Genomic DNA, 18,029 nt, shown 5'->3' with positions numbered 1-18,029 from the left:
CTCATACCTTACCGAGCGCGCGGTATCCAATATCCCTACGGAATTGCATACCAGCGAAGCGGATCCGCTCGACAGCCGTGTAGGCGCGCTCGCGCGCCTGAGCCAGGTCAGCCGCCGTAGCGGTTACGCCAAGCACCCGTCCCCCAGCAGTGACGACGCGTCCGTCACGGAGCGAAGTGCCGGCGTGAAATACCGCGCTTCCTTCGACCTCTGCGGCTTGCTCCAAGCCCTCGATCACGTCGCCTTTGCGAGGTGTTTCTGGGTAGCCGTGGGCCGCCATCACCACGCACATGGCGTGCCGCGAACTCACCGTCACGACCTCCGGCCGCAGAGCGCCCTGCGCCGCGCTCAGCAGCAGCCTACCGAGGTCGCCGTCGAGGGTCGCCATCAACACCTGGGTCTCCGGATCCCCAAACCTCACGTTGAACTCGAGCACCTCCGGCTCCCCCGCAGGCGAGACCATCAGCCCAACGAACAACGTCCCAACGAAGGGGCTGCCCTCCTGTTGCATGCCGCGGATCACGGGCATCACCACTTCCTCACGCACGCGATCGAGCAGCGCTGCATCCACGAGGGGCGCGGGAGCGTAAGTCCCCATGCCGCCGGTGTTTGGTCCGCGATCGCCCTCGCCGATGCGCTTGTGGTCCTGCGCCGCGGGCAGCATCAGCACCCGCTCGCCGTCACAGATGGCGTGCACGCTCGCTTCGGCTCCCGGCAGACGCGCCTCGAGCACGATGGTGCGCCCGGCGTCTCCAAAGCGGCCTTCCAGCATCTCCAGGCTGGCGCTCAAGGCTTCCTCGGCAGTCTCCGCGACGACAACGCCCTTACCCGCGCAGAGACCGTCCGCCTTCACTACGGGTACTTCGCCTCGGGCGCTGAAGCGATCGAGCGCGGCGCGCACTTCCTCCGCGCTGCGCACGACCTCGAACGCAGCGGTGGAGATGCCGTGGCGCTTACAGAACTCCTTCATGAACGCCTTGGAACCCTCGAGGCGCGCGGCTGCAGCGCCAGGGCCGTACACGGCCAATCCGGCGGCGCGCAGCTCATCGGCGAGCCCCGCGCATAGCGGCGCCTCAGGTCCAACGACCACCAAATCAGGGCGCCGATCGAGCGCGACGGCCTTCGGTTCCCCGCTGACGCTCTCGAGGTCGGGTATTGCGGGGTTTCCGGGACACAGCGTGACTTCTGCTACGGAAGGGCTTTGGGCGAGACGCCAGGCCAGCGCATGTTCGCGTCCCCCGCCACCAATCACCAGTATCCGAAGTCCCGAACCAGGCTGTTGCATGGCCGCCCCGTAGCCCGTCGCCCACCGAGGAGCAACGCCGCGCGACTCCTGCCGCCAAGCTCGCCCGAGCCAGGGCTGAATCCGCGTACGGTCATGCTGCTCGCGGTGATACGGCTCGCGGTGATGGGGGCACGCTAGCTGCCGGCGTTGCCCAAAGCGGCCGAGGACTGGTACACAGAGAAGGCTCCGTGTGCGCGCCCCGAGCGACGAGGAGCCCAAAGCACCGCCCAATCCGCTGCGAGGCCCGAGTGTCCCACGTCGTCATTCGCACCGTGCGTCCCTACGCAACCGAGGAAGAGTTCCTTCAGGCCGAAGGCTGGACGTTGTCGCGTAAGAACATCATCCTACTCGACCAACCGGAGCACCCCGAGGGCACGGTGGTGCGCTTCGAGTTGAAGCTCGAGGGCGGCCAGCGTCTGATGCGGGCAGAAGGCAGCGTCTCGCGCTTCCGCCCGAGCGATGACGAGTTCCCCTCTCAGCTCGAGCTGAAGTTTCGCCGCTTCGACGCCGCGGCGAAGGCCCTCATCGAAGCTGCAGAGGCCCTGGCCGCGCTGACTGAGGACGACTACGAGGTCATTGACGACGTCGAGGCGCTCAGCGAAGTAGATAACAGCGCGCCAATCCATACGGAACCGCTCGAGCACAGCGACCCGGTCCCTGATAGCGCTCCCGGGGTCGCCGTCAGCTTCGAACCGAGCAACCCCGCGGCGGGCAACACCCAGCCCCTGGCAACCCAGCCCCTCGGGAGCTTTGAGTCGGAAAACAGCCCCTACAGCGCACCTCCGCGACCGTTGTCTGCGGAGACAATCGAGGAGCAAGCCCTGGATGACGCTGTCGCCAGCGCAACCCGCGAAGTGCGATCGAGTTCGCTACCGGCTCCGGCACCTGAGGGAGATCCCCTGGCTGGCTCGGCGCTCAAGCTAGACGCACTGATTTCGGAGGCCCTGTCAGAGCCACCGCCGGCGGACCCAGCGATGCCCGCAATGACCCCGCTGCCGATTTCCGATCAAATCCCAACCTTGCTGGACAACAGCTCCCCCAGCACGGCTACCACGCCGCTCCCAGCCCCGAGCGGCGGCGACGTGGACGAGCTCTTGGCGCTTTCGCCGGACGCGTTAGAGACGGCAGCCTCGCCCCCAAACGAACCAGCCCCGATCAGCGACAGCCAGCAGCTGGCCGAGCAGCCAGAGACGGCACAGCAGCTGGAAGAAGCACCGCTGCTTGATGTCGACGAGGTGGTGGCAGTCGAAGTCGCCGCGGAGTCCGTCGAAGAGGTCGAAGTCGCCGCGGAGTCCATCGAAGAAGTCGCCGTGGAGTCCGTCGAAGAAGTCGAAGCGGAAGCCGCCACCGAGCCCACGGCAGAGACGGACACCTCCGACGACAGCCTCGACACGCGAGGGAGCGGCGTGCATCCGCGCCCCGGGAAGGTCGCGGCGCCGAGCAACCGCGACGAACTGCTCGCTAAGCTCAGGGAGCGCCGGCTACGCAAGACAAGCGCCGACGCTCAAGCTCAGTCAAGCGCTCAATCCGGCAGCGGCACTTCTTCAGGCACGTAGCGCGCTGGCCGCGACTTGGCGCGCTCCACGAGGCGCCGGCAGAGTTCTGGGAAATCGATACCGGCAACACCCGCGGCCTCCGGGTAGAGGCTCGTGGCGGTCATCCCAGGTAGCGTGTTCACCTCGAGCAGCGTGACGTCGACGTCGGGGTCCGCGGGCACCACGAAATCCATGCGCCCAAGGTCCCGCGCGGAAACAGACTTAAACGCCGCAACGGCAACGCTCTGGATGCGGCCGAGGCGCGCGAGAGGCAATGGAGCTGGGCACTCGTGGCGGCTGCCACCGGTACCGTAGCGCGACTTGAAGTCGTACCACTCCGCGGCGTTACTGTGGATCAGCGTCGGGGAGAAAGCCACCGGACCGGCGTCGCCCTCGAGCACGCCACAGGTCACTTCAAGCCCGGTAACGAAGCGCTCGATCAGCGCCTCGGAGTCGACTTCGAAGGAGCGCTGCAAGGCTTCGCGCAAAGCCGCGCCGTCGCTGCCTTCCGCGAGCCGTTGCACACCGATCGAGGAGCCGCCGCCCGACGGCTTGACCACCACGGCGGGTCCAAGCTCCGCGATCACCGCGTCACAGTCGAGCGCCTCGAGCTCGCTCTGCTTCACCACGCGCTCTGGCGCAACCGGTAGCCCTGCCTCGCGGAAACAGCGCTTGGCAGCAGGCTTGCTCGCCGCGGTGGCGCTTCCGAGCACTCCGGAGCCCACGTAGGGCACGCCCAGCACCTCGAGCAGCCCTTGCAGGCAGCCGTCCTCCCCCAGCGGACCGTGCGTGGTCGGGAACACCGCGTCGAAATGGCCGGCGAGCAGCGCTGCGGGTAGCTCACGCCCCAGCTCCAAAAGCTCGGCCTCGTAGCCCGCCTTGATCAGCGCCGCCTGAACACCGCGCCCCGACGCACGGCTCACCGCAGCTTCACTCGAAGGGCCACCGCACACGACCGCGATGCGTGACGTCACGTGGCAGACTCCTCACCCAGCTTGATGTGGTCGAGGGTGATGCCGAGCTGATTACTCAGCGTGAAGATGCGCTCGTCGCGGTAGAACTCGCCGAAGCAAATGCGGGTGATGCCAGAGTTGGCGATCAGCTTGAAGCAGCCAAAGCAAGGCGACGCTGTCACATAGATGTCGGCGCTGTCGATGCGCACTCCGTTGCGAGCCGCCTGGACGATCGCGTTTGCTTCCGCATGGACTGTGCGCACACAGTGACCGTCTTCCATCATGTGCCCCGCGTCGTCGCAGTGATCGAGGCCGCGGATCGAACCGTTATAGCCCGTCGCCAGCAGCATCTTGTCGCGCACGATGACCGCGCCGACGTGCTTACGGCTGCAAGTGGAGCGCGTGGCCACCTGGCGCGCGATCTCCATGAAGTACTGATCCCACCCAACCCTCGCCTTGCTCTCCGCCATGGCCGAGTCGTACACGACCACAGCGGGTTCTGCGAGCGCTTCAGCCAACCGGCGGAGCGACCTCGGCGCGGGCCCAGCGGCCGCCAGGCGCTCGCTCAATGTGCCCTTCGGGGACAACCGAGAACCCCGCTCAGCGGGCGCCCACCCCGGCCGGACACTTGACGTTGCGGCCGGCTCGTGGCTGAGTCCGCCGGTGCGAGCCATCCGAGTGAAGCCGCCGCTGATTGCGGCGCTGGTCCTGATCGTCAGTGGAGCGGCTTACGCTGCGCGGGAGAGCGGTGATCGCGCTCGCGCCGAGCAGCTCTTGGGCGGGCTCAGCTCCGCGGATCCGAAGCTGGTGGCCGAGCCGGTCAAGAACGCGAAGGCGGCGCTCAAGCGCGCGGACGACATGCGCGCCTCGAGTGACCTCGAGCACGCCGAGCTGAGCGAAGGGGTCGCCTTCGAGTGGGCGGCAACTGCTGGGGATCTGACTCGCGCGGCGAAGTCCGAAGGCGAAGTCGACAAGCTCGCGAAGGACTTGAAGGCTGTGGAGACGAAGAAGCTCCGCGCCCAGGCACTGCTGGAGGAGACCATCGCGCGTCGCGAGCGCGCCAAGGGCAAGCTGAAGGACTTCGAGGAACCGAAGACCGAGCCGGATCCCAAGGCCGCCAAACCCGATCCAAAGGCCGCCAAGGCACCAGCAACCAAGGCCCCCGCCGCGAAGGAGGCCAAGTGATGAGCCGCACCAGTAGCCGTCGCGTTTGGGGGTTAGGCTCGTTGTTCCCTCGCCTGAGCCTGACACCACGTCGCCTGCTCGTGCTGGGCAGCGCCGTCGCGCTCATCAGCTGCGCTAGCGGTCCGCGCCCGCCCGTACTGGGACAAGCGGACGAGGTCGCCGTTGGGCCGAAGGCAATCGACGCCAAGGCCGAAGCGCCTCAGGCCTTCGCCCACGCCGAAAAGCTGCGTGCAGAAGCCGATCAGGCGTTCGAAGACGGCGACCAGGCCGCCGCGGAGATCCTCGCGGAAAGGGCCATCGCGGCTTACTCCCACGCGTTCGTGCTCGTGCGCCTGTCCCGCGCTGAAAATCGCCTGGCCAAGGTCAAAGCAGACCTCGCAAAGGCCCAAGGCGACCTGGGCAAGCTCGATACGCAGCAAGCTGAAGTCGCTCGCGAGGCCGAAGCGCTAGAGCTGAAGCTCAAGGTGGCGCGAGACGCCGTGCCCCTCACCCCAAACGAGCCTGCATCCGCCGACCGCGAAGCGGCCCGCCTGGAGGCCTCCCGCGCCTTGGCGGCGCAAGCCCGGCTGTTGTGCGTTTCCGCGTGGCTCATCGCGCCGGACACCAAAGACATCAAGTCGAGCATCGAAGGCGTGGACGCGCTCGCCAAGGCGCTCGAGAAGTCCCCGAAGCCTGCTCCCATCGACGACGCGATCAAGCTGCGCAGCGCTTGCTTGAAGCAGCTCACTCTGGCCCGCCGCGCAGCCACCGCGGAGGCCCGCGCGTCCTCTGAGCAGGACGAGCTGCTCAAGGCGCTGAGTGATCGCGGCGGTCTCGAGCCTCACCGCGATGACCGCGGCATCGTGGTGACCCTGCGCGGCCTCTATCAAGGCAACAAGCTCGCAAAAGACGCGAAGGAGCGCCTCGAAGCGCTGGCCAAGGTCGCCAAAGCGAACCCCCGCTTCCCGCTGCTGATCTCCGTCCACGAAGGCGCGGCAGACGCCAAGGCGACGGAGCTCGCGAAGACGTTGAGCGATCTCGGCGCTCCCAAGGTGGAAGCTCGCGGTATCGGCGATCGCCTACCCCTCGTGCCGAGCAAGCTGCGCGGCGCCGCCCAGAAGAACGCGCGCATCGAGCTCGTGTTCGTCTCACCAATCAACTAACCGCGCCTATCAAAGCTTGGCCTGCCGTGCCTGTTCCCGCAGCGTGTTGCGGCGGTAGGGAAAGCACCTACCCGACTCGCTCCCCCACAGCACCACGGACGCGGGCCCACGCCCATTTGTGCGCGTTTCGCCCCAACGCTGCGCCACCTCTAACTGTCGGAGATTGGCGGCATTGAGCTGCAGCGTTGGCAGAAAATCATACTGAGGCTGGACGAACCCAGCTCGGGACCTCAAGTTTTGGTGTTGTTGCGCGTCTAAACTCCCACAGGCCAAACATGGGGCGAGACTCACTGTTCGGAGGAACCATCGTGTGGACCGGCGAAGCCCGGTACGCGCGGCTGCCCGTTGCGTATCGGGCGGTCGCCGCGCTGGCCTTCGTCGCCACGGCCTGCGCGCTGAGCTTCGTGCTCGCGGCCAAGCTAGCGCTGCACGTCGCCGCTTTGCCCACGCTGCTCTTCGCGGCGTTTAGTCTTGCCGTGGGGATCGCCGCGATAGAGCTGCCGCGCTGGTGGCTCAGCCAGATGCGCTACACGGTCACCGAGAGCCACGTGATCTGGCAGCGGGGTCGCTTCCGCCGCACCATCGAGATCCGTTCGATCAGCTTTGCCCGCATTTTCTGGGATCCGCGCCAGCCTGGGGTGGGCGACTTGGAGCTCGTGCGTGCCGTGCCCACCGGCGCGCTGCACCGCCGGCTCACCCTACGGCTGAGCGGAGTCACGGCGCCGGATCGGGTTTGGGCCATCGTTCGAGGCGTGGAAACCACCGTGCCTGCCGGGCTCGGCGATCGCCCGCTGACTCAGCGCTTGGATCCCGCAGAGCGCGTGCTCTGGACCGCGCGCCCACGCCGCTCGTGGCGAGCGCTGTTGCCGCGCGGACAGCGACAGATCGGGCTGATGTTGATCGCCGTGTTGCTGCTCGGCTCGGCGGGTCGCATCTTGTCCCGACTACCGCGGCTCATCGGGTCGCTCTCGGGCGCGGGCATTGAAGTCGCCCCGCTCATCGCCATCGGGCTCGCGCTCACACTTTCGCTGGGCTTGCTGTTGGGTCTCTCGGGCTACGCGCTGAACGAGGCTTGCCTCAAGGCCTGGCGGCTCGTCAGCAACACTCGCTACCTCGTGACCAACCGCCGGGTGCTAATCCAGCGCGGCCACGAAGAGCTGCACTTGGATCGGGATCGCATCGTCGATGTGATCGACGCGCCAGGGCAGGCCGCGGGCGTGACGGATCTATTCCTCGTGCTCGATGGACCTCGGGCTCGCGCCGTTGAGGCGAGCGGGGCGTTTGGAGAGCTCGAGCGCACCCCGTATTTGCGTCCGGTGCTGCTCGCCGTGGAGGACGTAGACGGTGCTCGTCGCGTCCTACGTCAGCGTGAGGAGCTGCCGGAAGCTGCGTAGCTGGCGAGGGCGGCGCTTGCCGGCAACGCTGCGGGGTCAGGGCTCCAGCGCCTCAGGGCTCCAGCGCCTCAGGGCTTCAGCGTGGGCTTCCGCTTGGCAGGCGCAGTTCCCTTAGGCGCAGCGCCCTTAGGCGGGACGGACTTAGGCGTGCCTCGTAGGGGCGGCGGCAACGCGAAGGGACGGGCGTTCGGCGCCGCTTGCTTCCCGCTCTTCGCAAGTTCCTTCTCGGCGGCTTTGCGCTCGCGCTCCGTTGTCTTCAAGTGAAGGCGCGCGTTGACCACCCACTCAGCTTTCGCTGGTACCGCTTCCGCGAGGTAAGCCTCCCAGGCCTGGCTCGCTCGCGCGTAGCCCTCCGCGCGCCCTCCTGCGCCGGCCGCATCTTTCGCCAGAGCCATCCAGGTCAGCGCTCGGTAGTAGTGGATGTCATAGCGCGGTACGAAGAACACACTCGGCAGGTCCAGCGCGCCGGGATAGATTTTCGTCGCTAGGGTCGCTGCCTGCAGCGCCGCAGGTAGATCTCCGAGTCGGTCTTGAACGATGGAGATCCCCCAGTAGGCCAGCGCCTGAAGCGAAGGTTCGTTGCCGATCTTGACCGCCTGCTGGTAGTCCCGCAGTGCGTCGGTCAGGCGCCCCTGTACCATCGCCGATTCCGCACGGTTGAGGTACAGGTTGCCGCGTAGCCCGCGCTCCCAGCTGGTGTCGAGAGCGCGCGTGTAGCTATCGTATTCCCCTTTGCTGTCCCCCGCTTTCGCGCGCAGGATCCCCAGGTCGAACCACGCGCGGCGCGCGAGCGGCGACGCTGGGTCGCGGGCCAGCGCCCGCCGCAACACTGTCTCGGCGCGCTTCAAGTCCGGCCCCAGGCTGAGCAAGTGTCCGAGGAAGTAGTCGACCTCGGCGCTCCCATGGCCTTCTGCGAGCTCGGCGAGGGCCAGCGAGGCGCGCTCCAGGTTCTTCGCGCTGCGAGTGGAAAAGCGCTCCGCTTCGAGGGAGCGGGCGAACATGCGCTGGGCGCCTTCGTAGCTTTTTTCTGCGACGGCGGCTTGGGGGTCCCGCGCTGCTTCCCATAGACTTGGCTCTGCGGAGGACGGCAGCGCCCAGAACAGCGCGCCTAACCCCCAAATCCAAGTCAGCCTACGCAACACGCGGCGACCTATTTCACTTTCTTTTCCGCGTGGCTACGCCAGCGGTCGTCCTTGGGCGCGCTCTTCAGGTACGCGCGCCACTGCTCTTTTGCTTGCTCCGAGGACTCCGCCAGCACCGCAGCCATGGCGTGTAACTCCGCTTCTGGCACATGAGGCAATGACGCTAGCAAGCTGAGCTTGCCGTGCTTCAGGTACTGAAGCTGACGGAGCAGCACCCCTGGACCGCCTGCCTCCTTGGCAACGGCCTGGGCCTCCGCGGTTCGCCCTTGGCGGTCGAGCACCAGCGCGAGCGCGCCGAGTACGAAGCTCGAGAAGCCAGGTGCGCCGCGCCGCTGACGCGCCTCAGCGAGGTAGTTCGCGGCGATATCCAGCTCACCCGCGGCCATGCGCACGAGCGCTGCTTCGACGAACAGCGCGTGTCGCCGCACCTGGCTCGAGAGCAGCGACGCTTGCGGGACCAGACGCCGGTACAGCTCGAGAGCCTGGACCGATTTACCACGCAGAAAAGCAATCCGCGCCGCGTCCTGGAGCTGCGCGGGCGCGCTGGGTCCAGCCGGTTCGAGCTTGAAGCCTTGGTCGAAGCGCTGCTCGGCATCCGAAAGGCGCCCGATAGCAATTAGCGCTTGCCCCGCCAGCCAGTGCGGCGCAGCAAACTTGGGCCGCAGCTTGGCGGCCTTGTCAGCGGCTTCCAGGGCAGTGCGAGGATCCTGGCGCAATGTGGAATAGCCGCGAGCCAGCCAGCGGCAGTAGCTCGCAAGGCTCGGCTGGCGCGCGTTGGTCCACAGGGAGCGCCGCGACTCGGTACGCGCCGGTCGACACTCGATGGGTCGCGGAGCGGACTCGCGAGCAGCGTCCAAGGTTTGAACCTCGACCGGCAACGTCGCGAGCACCCACCACATGAGGAAAGACTAAAGGCAGAGACACGGCCCCGCCAGCCTAGTCCGCTCTCAGGGCGCGTCGGCGCGCCCAAAGAAAGGATTGTGTAGCACGATGGTCTCGCGGCGGCGGGGCCCAACGCTGACCAGATAGAGCGGCACCCCGGCACGCTCTTCCATGAAGCGCACGTAAGCGCGCGCGGCGGCGGGCAAGTCGCTCAGCACTTGAGCGCCGGTCAAGTCCTCCGTCCAACCTTCGAGCTCTTCGTAAACCGGGGTGATGAGCCCGGGGTCATCCAGGAGGTCGATGGGGAAGTCCTCGGTGCGACCATCGGGGGTGTCGTAGGCCACGCACACGCGAATGCGTGAGAGGCCCGTGAGCACATCGAGCTTCGTGAGCGCCCAACCATCCACCCCGTTGACCCGCGCAGCGTAGCGCAGCGCAGGGATGTCGAGCCAACCCGTGCGGCGGGGTCGCCCAGTGACCGAGCCGAACTCCGCTCCGACCTCTCTCAGGTGCTTGCCGTCGGCGTCATCCAGTTCCGTCGGGAAAGGCCCGGCTCCTACGCGCGTAGCGTAGGCCTTCGTGATGCCGATCACTGTGTTGATGCGGTTCGGGCCGATTCCGGAGCCGATCGCCGCACCGCCGGAGACCGGGTTACTCGAGGTCACGAACGGATACGTCCCGTGGTCGACGTCGAGCAAGGTGCCTTGAGCGCCCTCGAAGAGCACACGTGTCTTGTCCCTGATCGCCTGATCGACCGCAACCGAGGCGTTACCCAGCATCTTCACGATGCGATCGCGCGCAGCGAGGAGCGGCGCCATCACTTCGCTGAGCTCAGGCGACTTGCCGCCCAGGCTCTGAATCGTGGAAGCCCAGCCCTCGAGCGCCATCTTCACCTTGGCCTCGAGCCGCGCCGGATCCTTGAGCATGCCGGCGTGCACGCCGAGCCGCTTCACCTTGTCTTCGTAGGCAGGACCAATGCCCTTCTTGGTCGTACCGATCGCCTTGTCCGCCGCGCTCGACTCGCGCAGCGTGTCGACCAAGATGTGATACGGCATGATCAGGTGGGCGCGATCCGACAGCAGCAAGCGCTCGGCGACGCCTTTGTGACCACGACGCTCGAGCTCGTCGATCTCTCCGAGCAGCACGTCGACATCCACCACCATGCCCTGCCCCAGCACGCAGCGAGTGTTCTCGCGCAGGATGCCGCTCGGTAGCAGGCGGACGATGATCTTCTCGTCGCCAATCACGAGTGTATGACCCGCGTTCGGGCCGCCCGCGTAGCGCACGACCATCTCGGCAAACTCGGTGTAGATGTCGACGATCTTGCCTTTGCCTTCGTCACCCCACTGCGCACCGACGATCACCACGGACGACATTCTCGTGTTCTCCTGCTGGGGTCGCCTCGAGCGAGGCGAACGTGAGTCTCACGCGATCGATTCCCACTCAGGGAGCGAGCGCGGCAACAGAGCCGGTAAAATCCTGGCTCGTTGCGGAGCCGTATTAGCGGCCAAAGCCTCAAACCACAAGGGGCCGTGGCGCTCAGTCGAGTTCTGCGGAGAGCCCACGCGCGGTTTCTGTGACATCGCCGCCAGTGATCTGCTTTCGCGCGCCCGAGCCGAGGCAAGTCAGCTCGAGTGCATTCGGCGAGCCTTCCACCAAGTGCGTGTAACGCCAGGCATGTGCGTACCCAAGGGGATCGCTGGCCGGCGCCACGGCGCTCACCACGCCGAGCTTTCTCAGGGCGCGCACCAGCTGAATCGCGTGAGGCGACGCGGACACGAGAACGCGCGTTCCAACTCCAGGCGAGCGCTGAGCGTCTGCGAGCGCCCACGCCAAGTTGTCCAAGTCGACCGCCATGCCCGCCGCGGGCCGGTCCTGCCCAAAACGGGCGAGTAGCCGGTCGTAGCGGCCACCAGACGCGACCGCCCGGCCAGGCCCTTCCGCGAGGAGCTGAAACAGAAAGCCCGTGTAGTAGCGAAACGCTCGAGTCTCCCCGAGGTCCACGACCAACGCACACTCGAGCTCCTGAGCGCGCGTCCACAGCGCCTTGAGTTCCAAGCAGCCGCTCAGCGCGTCGGTCCCTGCGAGCACCCGCTCAGCACGCTCCCAAACCTCTTCTGCGCCGGTCAGCTCAGGCAAAGCGCACAGTGCCTTGAGCTCTGCCGCTGACAGCCCAGCGCGCCCCGCCAGCCGTTCGAGCTGATAGCTGTCCTTGAGCGAGAGGGCTTCGACGACCTCATCGCGCAATCCGCGCGGTACCCGCTCGAGCAGCGGCGTCGCGATCGCGGCGTGGCCCAAATCGATCACGAAGTCCTTCAAGCCGGCGCGCCGCACGGATTCGACCGCCAGTTCGAGCACCTCGAGATCGGCGTCCACACCGCCCTGCCCCACATATTCGATGCCCGCCTGAGGGATTTGCCGGTGCTTCCGCGCACGCTCGCGCGGACGCCGCAACACGGAGCCCTGGTAGCAGAGCCGCGCGGGCGACGGTGCGTCCGCGAGGCGCGTGGCCAAGAGCCTGGCTACCTGGGGGGTCATGTCTGGTCGAAGCGCCACCACCTCGCCCGTCTCGGGCTCGACGAAGCGCAACACTTCCTGCGGCTCCAAAGCGCCGAGCCCGCGCACCAACACATCGGCGTACTCGAACGCTGGAGCGCTCACCCGCTCGTAACCGTAGAGTTCAAAGCAGCCGCGCAAGCGCCCGCCGAGCTCGGACTCGATGCGCGCGTCTTCGGGCAGGCGATCCCGCATCCCGGCGGGCAGCGGATGCTCCAGGGACTTCAAGCGGCCCTGCATTTGCGCAAGATCTGCTGGCGGGTAGCTCGGCGGTGTTGAAGCGTTGGAGTCAGCCACGGCGCGCGGACTCTACAGCGAATTGGCGCTGATCGCCCGCGACAATCCGGCAGTTCCTTAGGCTTTGGCAGCCTGCGGAGCCCGTTGTATGGCAGTGCCATGAGCGAACACGGCGCGGGGCGTCCCAGCCTCCCGGAAATCGACGTACGAGAGAAAGGCGCGGAGAAGGACGGCGAGCGTCAGTACATGGATCGCCGCCTGTTCATGCAGCTGTTGGTGTTCAACGTCGAGCGCGAGACTCACCCCGAGGACGCCATCCGACGCCTGGGCAAGACGCTGAAGAAGCGTGACGCCGCGGGCACCATCTACAAGGATGTCAACAATCCGCGCGGAATTGGGCTGCTGACGTGGAGCGAAGATCCAGAGTTCTTCGCGACCACCTTGCGCGACGCACTGTGCGACGACAAGAACGACAGCCTGGAGCTCTGCCCGGACTTCACCATGATCGGGCGTAGCTACAGCTCGGGCTTCGAGCAAGACCTCCCCTTCTGGCTCATCAACCGTCCCATCGAGACGGTAACCAACCCCGATTGGCCGTGGGCGGTCTGGTACCCGCTGCGACGCAGCGGCGCCTTCGAACAGCTCGAGGGCCGCGAGAAAGGCGGCATCTTGCATGAGCACGCGTTGATTGGCCGCGCCTACGGCGAGAAGAACCTCGCCCACGACGTGCGCCTCGCTTGCCACGGCCTCGACTACAAGGACAACGAGTTCTTGATCGGCTTGATCGGCGAGAACCTGTATCCGCTGAGCCACGTCGTGCAATCCATGCGCAAGACGAAGCAAACCTCCCAGTACATCTCGCAGATGGGGCCGTTCTGGGTGGGACACATGGCCTGGACCAGCCGCGGCAAGTGAGCCCGCTGGCGCGAACTCGTGACAGCTTCCCCTACTCTCGCCCTCGGGTTCGACCTCGACGGCACCCTGGTCGACTCCCTCGAGGATATCCGCGCGGCACTGAACGCGTGCCTGAGGGAGCTGGGCAAGCCTGAAGTCGACTCCAGGGCGGCTCGAGGCTTCATCGGCGATGGTGCCACGCTGCTCTTGGCTCGCGCCCTCGGCTGGCAGCACGACGAACCCCGCCTCCCGCAGTTGGTGGAGCGCTTCCAGGAACACTACGCGCAGGCGCCGGCACGCCACAACCGCTGGATGCCCGGCGCCGAGGCCGCCCTCGCGCTAGGCGAGCGGCTCGGCGTTCCGCTTGGGATCTGCACGAACAAGCCACGCAAAGCCACGCTCGCCCTCCTCCAGGCTCTCGACGTGGAGCGCCACCTGAGCGGCCTGGTTTGCGGCGGCGACTTACCGGAAAAGAAGCCGGATCCCGCGCCCATCCTCGCGCTCGCGGAGCAGCTATCCGTTTCCCCAGGGCAACTTGTTTTCGTTGGGGACGGTCCTCAAGACGTGCTCGCCGCGAAGGCGGCAGGCGCGATCAGCGTCGGGGTGCTCGGCGGCATCGCCGACGAGGCGCGTCTCCGTGAGGCAGAGCCTGACCACCTGCTGCGAGACCTGATCGGCGTCGAGCGGTTGCTCTCAGCACTCACTCCGCAATAGCCCGAGGAACCAGCGCCTCAGCCGAACTGCCGCCTCAGCCAACAAGTGCGTGATACGCCGCCGAGAGCTTCACGAAGCTCCGCAGGAGCTGCTCCCGCTTGTCCGCGTCAGCACCCGGGTGTCGATCGGGATGCACCTCACGCGCCAGCTTGCGGAACGCCCGTTGGACCGCGGCGCGGTCTGCACCCTCACCCAGCCCGAGGGTCGCGAGCGCCTGCTGGCGCACCGGGTCCTTGCGTTGCTTCACACCGGTTTGATTAGCCTGATTTTGCCGCCGTGGCCCAGCGTGAGATGCTTTTGGGTTCGTCCTGGGGCGCTGAGCGCCAGGCCCTGAGGCGTTTCCTTGAGGATTTTGGGGGGGAGAGGCGCGCTGGGAGCGTGCGCGCGGCCGCCCGTGCAGGAACTCCTCAGGCGACAAAGGCGGGCTCTCGGCGTCCCGCCGAGGCTGCGCCACATGAAACCGCACATCCGCCTGCTCCAGCCGAAACACCGCATCCAAGCGCCGCCTGAGCTGGTGGCGCAGCGCCGCGCGCACCACGTCGGGGCTTGCCCAGCGGCGCTCCGTGAGCAGCTCTCCAACCCGCGCGGTCGGCTTGAACAAGAGCTCACGTCCGAGCTTGTGCCAGGTGCCGGTGTCGAGGAAGCCTTCCTTCCAAAGCAGCTCACCGAGCTTCGTGACGCTCAGGGCAGAGTCCACGTCGCGCACCAGCCCCCGCTCGATGAACAGCCGATGAGGGCGCCCTGGATGGTTCGTACCACGCTCCAGCAGCTCGAGGACGCCAGTCGCACGCTCGCGATACAGGGCTCCTAAGACGTCGCCCAGGGTCGTCACGTCGAGGCGCCCCGGAAGCTGCATCGGCTCCCGCTATCAGAGCTCCGGCGGCCGGGCCAAGAAACGCGCCCTTCAGCGGCGAGCGATCCGCCGCTGTTCCTTCTTGGCGCTGACGCCAATGGGGCCACTGGGATCAATCGCGCGGGCGCGTTCCAGGTGCTCTCCAGCGTGGGCGTTGCGGTTCATCTCGAGCAGCAGGCGGCCGAGCGACAAGCGGATGTTGCCCTCCAGGCGCGCGCGGCTTGCTGCGCTGATGCGCCCCGGCGCGGCGAGCACCACGCCGAGGGCGCGCTCCAGATCTTCCAGCGCCCGACCATGACGACCGAGCACCCGCGGCAACGCGAGCCGGATGAGTCCTCGGCGATGGAAAGCGCACGCGCTCGCCAGCGGGTCCGCATCTTGATCCGGCGTCGCGCACGCCAGGTCGTGGAGCACCGGCACCGCGAGCTCCAGGAAGCCCTGGTCGCTGCGCTTCTCCCGGGCAAAGCTTGCGAGACGGATCTGAGCCACCAAGACTTGCCCCAGGGAAAAGGAACCGCTCTTGTCGAGCTGCGCTGCGAGCGCGTCTCGCTCCGCAATCGGATCGTGCTCGGCGCGCGCCGCGGCCACTAGAAAGCGCGCGCGGGGTCGCAACAACTCAAGCACCTTGGGGGACAACCCAGACAAGTCGTCAGCAGTCCCAAGCACAAACAGGTGCCACACCAGATCGTTGGCCGCGGCAGCATCACCAGCCAGGGCGCGCTGCTGAAACTCCTTGCGCTGGAGCGGCGCTCCTAGCCGCGTCATCTCGCCTTCGGACAGCTCGAGGTAGTCGAGCTGCTCCAGGTCCCGAGTGCCCTGATTGATGGCTGAGAGCACGTCGTCGACAACTCGCCGCAACATCAAGTCGCGATACGCCGTGATGAAGCGCGCGACCGCTGCGCGGCCACTTCGCAGCGCGGCGATGGAGCTCGGCATATCCCCTCGTCGGATCACCAGATCGAAGAACAAGCCGGCTTCCACGTCGACCAGGCGACTGAGTTCTTGAGCGCAGGCACGCATGTCATCCAGGGTGAGCTGCCGCGCGTCGCCCTCGAGGCTCAACGCCTGAGCGACCGAAGCGAGCACCCGTTGCTCGGTGGGGTCGTTCTTGGAGACTTGCGTCACGCTCTCCCCCAACAAACCGAGCTCGAGCGCAACGCGCTCCGACTCGGAGTCCGGCGTGGCGAGCTCCGCCAGACTGCGGCGAAAGGTGGGATCGATGGAGAGCACATCGCTCAAGGTATCGACGTCGCGATCCGTCGGCCCTTCAGGTCCGGCTTCCACGATGCGTCGGATAACCGCCAGCGGCAGGTACTTTTCCTCACGTAAACGTCGGATCAACGTCAGGCGCTCAAGGTGACTCTCGTCGTAGTAGGCCACCGTCTTGCCGCCCTTGACCGGCCGCGGCAACAGACCCTCTCGCAGGTAGTAGTGAATCGTCTCGCGCGAGACACCGCTGACCTTGGCCAGCTCAGCCATGCGCATGCGTTTGCGTTCCGCCATCAATCCATCTTCGGTGTTGCGGGTGATGCGCAGAAAGCTAGCCGCCGGTGCCCGCTGGGTTCTCGGGTCCCACGTGTAGCTCTGCTCGACTCTCGATCCGGAAGGCTTCGCAGTGCCCAGCGTCACTACAAGCAACGCCGCGAGCCCCGAACACGACCATGCCATCGCCGGTCGCAGTCGCGACGAGTGCCACAGGCAGCCGCAGACGTCGAGGGGTGCGTGCGCTGGCTTCGTTCGGTCCAACTCGGGCGCGCAGCGGCTTGGCGAACTCCGGAGTGCTCACCACCACCGCGTCTCCCCACTCGAGCTTGCCCGACGGCAGCTCCGTCTCCACTTCGCAGAGCACGCGACCGGGTGCTGCGACGCGTTGGCAACGCGCGCTCACCGTCGGCACGATTTCACTGCCAGTCGAGTTGTCAGTGCCAGCCGCGTTGCTGGAACCAGACCAAAAGAGGCTGAGCGCTAGGCCAAACCATCGGAGTCGCACGAGCCACAGCGTAGCCCCCGCAACCACGCTTGAGAAGCGTGCGCCTAGCTCGCGCTCGGTGGGGCGTAAAAGTCCACGAGCTGGATCGGAGTTGGGCTGAGTCGCATTTCCACGCGCTGACGTTCTCCGTGGGGATCCCCTCCGATCTGGAAGGCGGTGGGCGGGTCCATCTCGATCGCGATCTGGTCGACCAAGTAGTCGAACGTCGAGTCGGGGTCCTCGTACTCGCCCCGCCAAATCGCCGGGAAGTTCGTCACGAAGTCGACCGGGTTGATGCAGCTCACCCTGAGATGCATGCGGTCGGAGCGCTCCTCCGCGAAGGGAAAGAAGCGGAAGCCAAAGCCGAAGTACGGGATCGTCCCGACGCTGGCCACCCGCGCAGGGCCTTCGTAGAGCACGTCGCCCTTGCCAAAGCCAGGCTGCATCAGTCGCCCTCGCGGGCCGACACGCCACGCTTCCTCGCCCAGGTTGATCACCCGGCAGTGCGGTACCTTGCGGATAAAGTAGCTTGGGATGGAGCGCGTCACGGAGCCGATCGCGTAGCTCAGCGGCCCGGAGGCGATGGGCTTGAGGGGCGTCTTGGACAAGCGCTGCTTCACGTGGGCGTAGTCCGCCAGCACCACTGCGTCCACGCCAAAGCCAGCGAACGGAGCGATGGTGTCCTCGACTTCAACGAGCCGAATCGTGCGGCTCCCTGCATCCTCGCGGAGACGCTGGATGTCGACACTCAACCCCTTGCCCTTGCGCCGCGCCTTGCTCGCCCCGACCACCCACGCGAGCGCGTTGCCGGTGCCTAGCTTGAGCAAACCAAAACGAGGCAGCGGCTTGCCCTGCCGCCGCGCCTCGCGCACCACCTCGGTCACCATCACGGTGAAGGTGCCGTCACCACCTCCGGTCAGCACCGTGCCGTAGCCCCGGCTCACGAGCGTGCGCGCGATCTCTTGACCTTCCTCCAGGCGCCGGGAGACGAACAGGTCGCCCCCCTTGAGGATTTGATCCAGGGTGGAAATCACCTCGTCGTTGACGCTCTTCGCGTTGCCGTTCACCACCACCGCGATGCGCTCGCCCGCAGCAGCTGAGGCATGCACCACCGGTTCGACGTCGGCGTCGCTCGCGCCAGATCCGTGATCGCTCATAGGCAGCTCTGGCCTTACCACGCGTCGCTCCGGGCGCCGACTGCCGCCGGCCCGGGCGGAGCGGCAACGAACCAGCGTTGATCCCGCGCTACCAACGCGCCGCGTTCCCCACATCGCCCTTTCCCAAAAAG

17 protein-coding genes are annotated in these 18,029 nt (G+C 66.7%); 6 read left to right on the top strand and 11 right to left on the bottom strand.

Translation table 11 applies throughout. The features are described from left to right. Position 1 precedes the first annotated feature (1 nt). Positions 2–1,285, bottom strand: a complete 1,284-nt coding sequence (gene purD / locus H6718_13000; protein MCB9586314.1) for a phosphoribosylamine--glycine ligase — start codon at positions 1,283–1,285, stop codon at positions 2–4. Between the two features lie 248 nt (positions 1,286–1,533). Here purD and H6718_12995 point away from each other — a divergent pair, with 248 nt between their 5' ends. Next, complete coding sequence (locus tag H6718_12995; protein MCB9586313.1) at positions 1,534–2,841, top strand: hypothetical protein; 1,308 nt, start codon at positions 1,534–1,536, stop codon at positions 2,839–2,841. Here the strand turns inward: H6718_12995 and H6718_12990 are convergent. Then, positions 2,808–3,794: a D-alanine--D-alanine ligase gene (locus tag H6718_12990; GenBank protein ID MCB9586312.1), complete on the bottom strand. Its 987-nt coding sequence runs from the start codon at positions 3,792–3,794 to the stop codon at positions 2,808–2,810. The genes H6718_12995 and H6718_12990 overlap by 34 nt on opposite strands. Beyond that, a complete protein-coding gene (locus tag H6718_12985; GenBank protein MCB9586311.1) occupies positions 3,791–4,201 on the bottom strand; it encodes a dCMP deaminase family protein in 411 nt (136 codons plus the stop codon). Before H6718_12985 ends, H6718_12990 begins: the two co-directional genes overlap by 4 nt. Before the next feature lie 235 nt (positions 4,202–4,436). Here H6718_12985 and H6718_12980 point away from each other — a divergent pair, with 235 nt between their 5' ends. The 3 genes from H6718_12980 to H6718_12970 all read left to right on the top strand — a co-directional run bounded on the left by H6718_12980 (position 4,437) and on the right by H6718_12970 (position 7,494). After that, positions 4,437–4,958: a hypothetical protein gene (locus H6718_12980; GenBank protein ID MCB9586310.1), complete on the top strand. Its 522-nt coding sequence runs from the start codon at positions 4,437–4,439 to the stop codon at positions 4,956–4,958. After that, positions 4,958–6,100 (top strand): hypothetical protein, encoded by a 1,143-nt coding sequence (locus H6718_12975; GenBank protein MCB9586309.1) that lies wholly within the window; start codon positions 4,958–4,960, stop codon positions 6,098–6,100. The genes H6718_12980 and H6718_12975 overlap by 1 nt, the downstream gene beginning before the upstream one ends. 275 nt (positions 6,101–6,375) lie before the next feature. Continuing rightward, complete coding sequence (locus H6718_12970; protein ID MCB9586308.1) at positions 6,376–7,494, top strand: hypothetical protein; 1,119 nt, start codon at positions 6,376–6,378, stop codon at positions 7,492–7,494. A 68-nt stretch (positions 7,495–7,562) separates the two neighbouring features. Here the strand turns inward: H6718_12970 and H6718_12965 are convergent, their stop codons facing one another. The 4 genes from H6718_12965 to hisZ all read right to left on the bottom strand — a co-directional run bounded on the left by H6718_12965 (position 7,563) and on the right by hisZ (position 12,371). Next, positions 7,563–8,636 (bottom strand): tetratricopeptide repeat protein, encoded by a 1,074-nt coding sequence (locus tag H6718_12965; GenBank protein ID MCB9586307.1) that lies wholly within the window; start codon positions 8,634–8,636, stop codon positions 7,563–7,565. Positions 8,637–8,644: 8 nt separating this feature from the next. Further along, positions 8,645–9,535 carry a hypothetical protein gene (locus H6718_12960; GenBank protein MCB9586306.1) on the bottom strand — a complete coding sequence of 297 codons (891 nt, stop codon included), beginning with the start codon at positions 9,533–9,535 and terminating at the stop codon, positions 8,645–8,647. Between the two features lie 48 nt (positions 9,536–9,583). Next, a complete protein-coding gene (locus H6718_12955) occupies positions 9,584–10,894 on the bottom strand; it encodes an adenylosuccinate synthase (protein MCB9586305.1) in 1,311 nt (436 codons plus the stop codon). Positions 10,895–11,057: 163 nt separating this feature from the next. After that, positions 11,058–12,371 carry an ATP phosphoribosyltransferase regulatory subunit gene (gene hisZ / locus H6718_12950; GenBank protein ID MCB9586304.1) on the bottom strand — a complete coding sequence of 438 codons (1,314 nt, stop codon included), beginning with the start codon at positions 12,369–12,371 and terminating at the stop codon, positions 11,058–11,060. 99 nt (positions 12,372–12,470) lie between these two features. Between hisZ and H6718_12945 the strand changes: the two genes are divergently transcribed. Next, complete coding sequence (locus tag H6718_12945; protein MCB9586303.1) at positions 12,471–13,226, top strand: chlorite dismutase family protein; 756 nt, start codon at positions 12,471–12,473, stop codon at positions 13,224–13,226. Positions 13,227–13,244: 18 nt separating this feature from the next. Next, positions 13,245–13,919, top strand: coding sequence for an HAD-IA family hydrolase (locus tag H6718_12940; GenBank protein ID MCB9586302.1), 675 nt, complete (start codon positions 13,245–13,247; stop codon positions 13,917–13,919). Between the two features lie 34 nt (positions 13,920–13,953). On the opposite strand, the gene H6718_12935 is transcribed toward H6718_12940, so the two are convergent. From H6718_12935 to H6718_12920, 4 genes are read right to left on the bottom strand one after another with little or no spacing between them, the layout of a single operon-like run. Further along, positions 13,954–14,775, bottom strand: a complete 822-nt coding sequence (locus tag H6718_12935; protein ID MCB9586301.1) for a J domain-containing protein — start codon at positions 14,773–14,775, stop codon at positions 13,954–13,956. 48 nt (positions 14,776–14,823) lie between these two features. Then, positions 14,824–16,275, bottom strand: coding sequence for a MerR family transcriptional regulator (locus tag H6718_12930; protein ID MCB9586300.1), 1,452 nt, complete (start codon positions 16,273–16,275; stop codon positions 14,824–14,826). Positions 16,276–16,312: 37 nt separating this feature from the next. Further along, positions 16,313–16,762, bottom strand: coding sequence for a hypothetical protein (locus H6718_12925; GenBank protein MCB9586299.1), 450 nt, complete (start codon positions 16,760–16,762; stop codon positions 16,313–16,315). Positions 16,763–16,806: 44 nt separating this feature from the next. Continuing rightward, entirely contained in the window at positions 16,807–17,814 is a 1,008-nt protein-coding gene (locus H6718_12920) for a hypothetical protein (protein MCB9586298.1), read from the bottom strand. Between the last annotated feature and the right edge of the window lie 215 nt (positions 17,815–18,029).

The sequence above is a fragment of the Polyangiaceae bacterium genome (genome assembly GCA_020633205.1).
In the GTDB taxonomy this organism is placed as follows: domain Bacteria; phylum Myxococcota_A; class Polyangia; order Polyangiales; family Polyangiaceae; genus JAHBVY01.
Note: the sequence above shows the minus strand (reverse complement) of the source record. Positions and strands in the feature narration are given on the sequence as shown.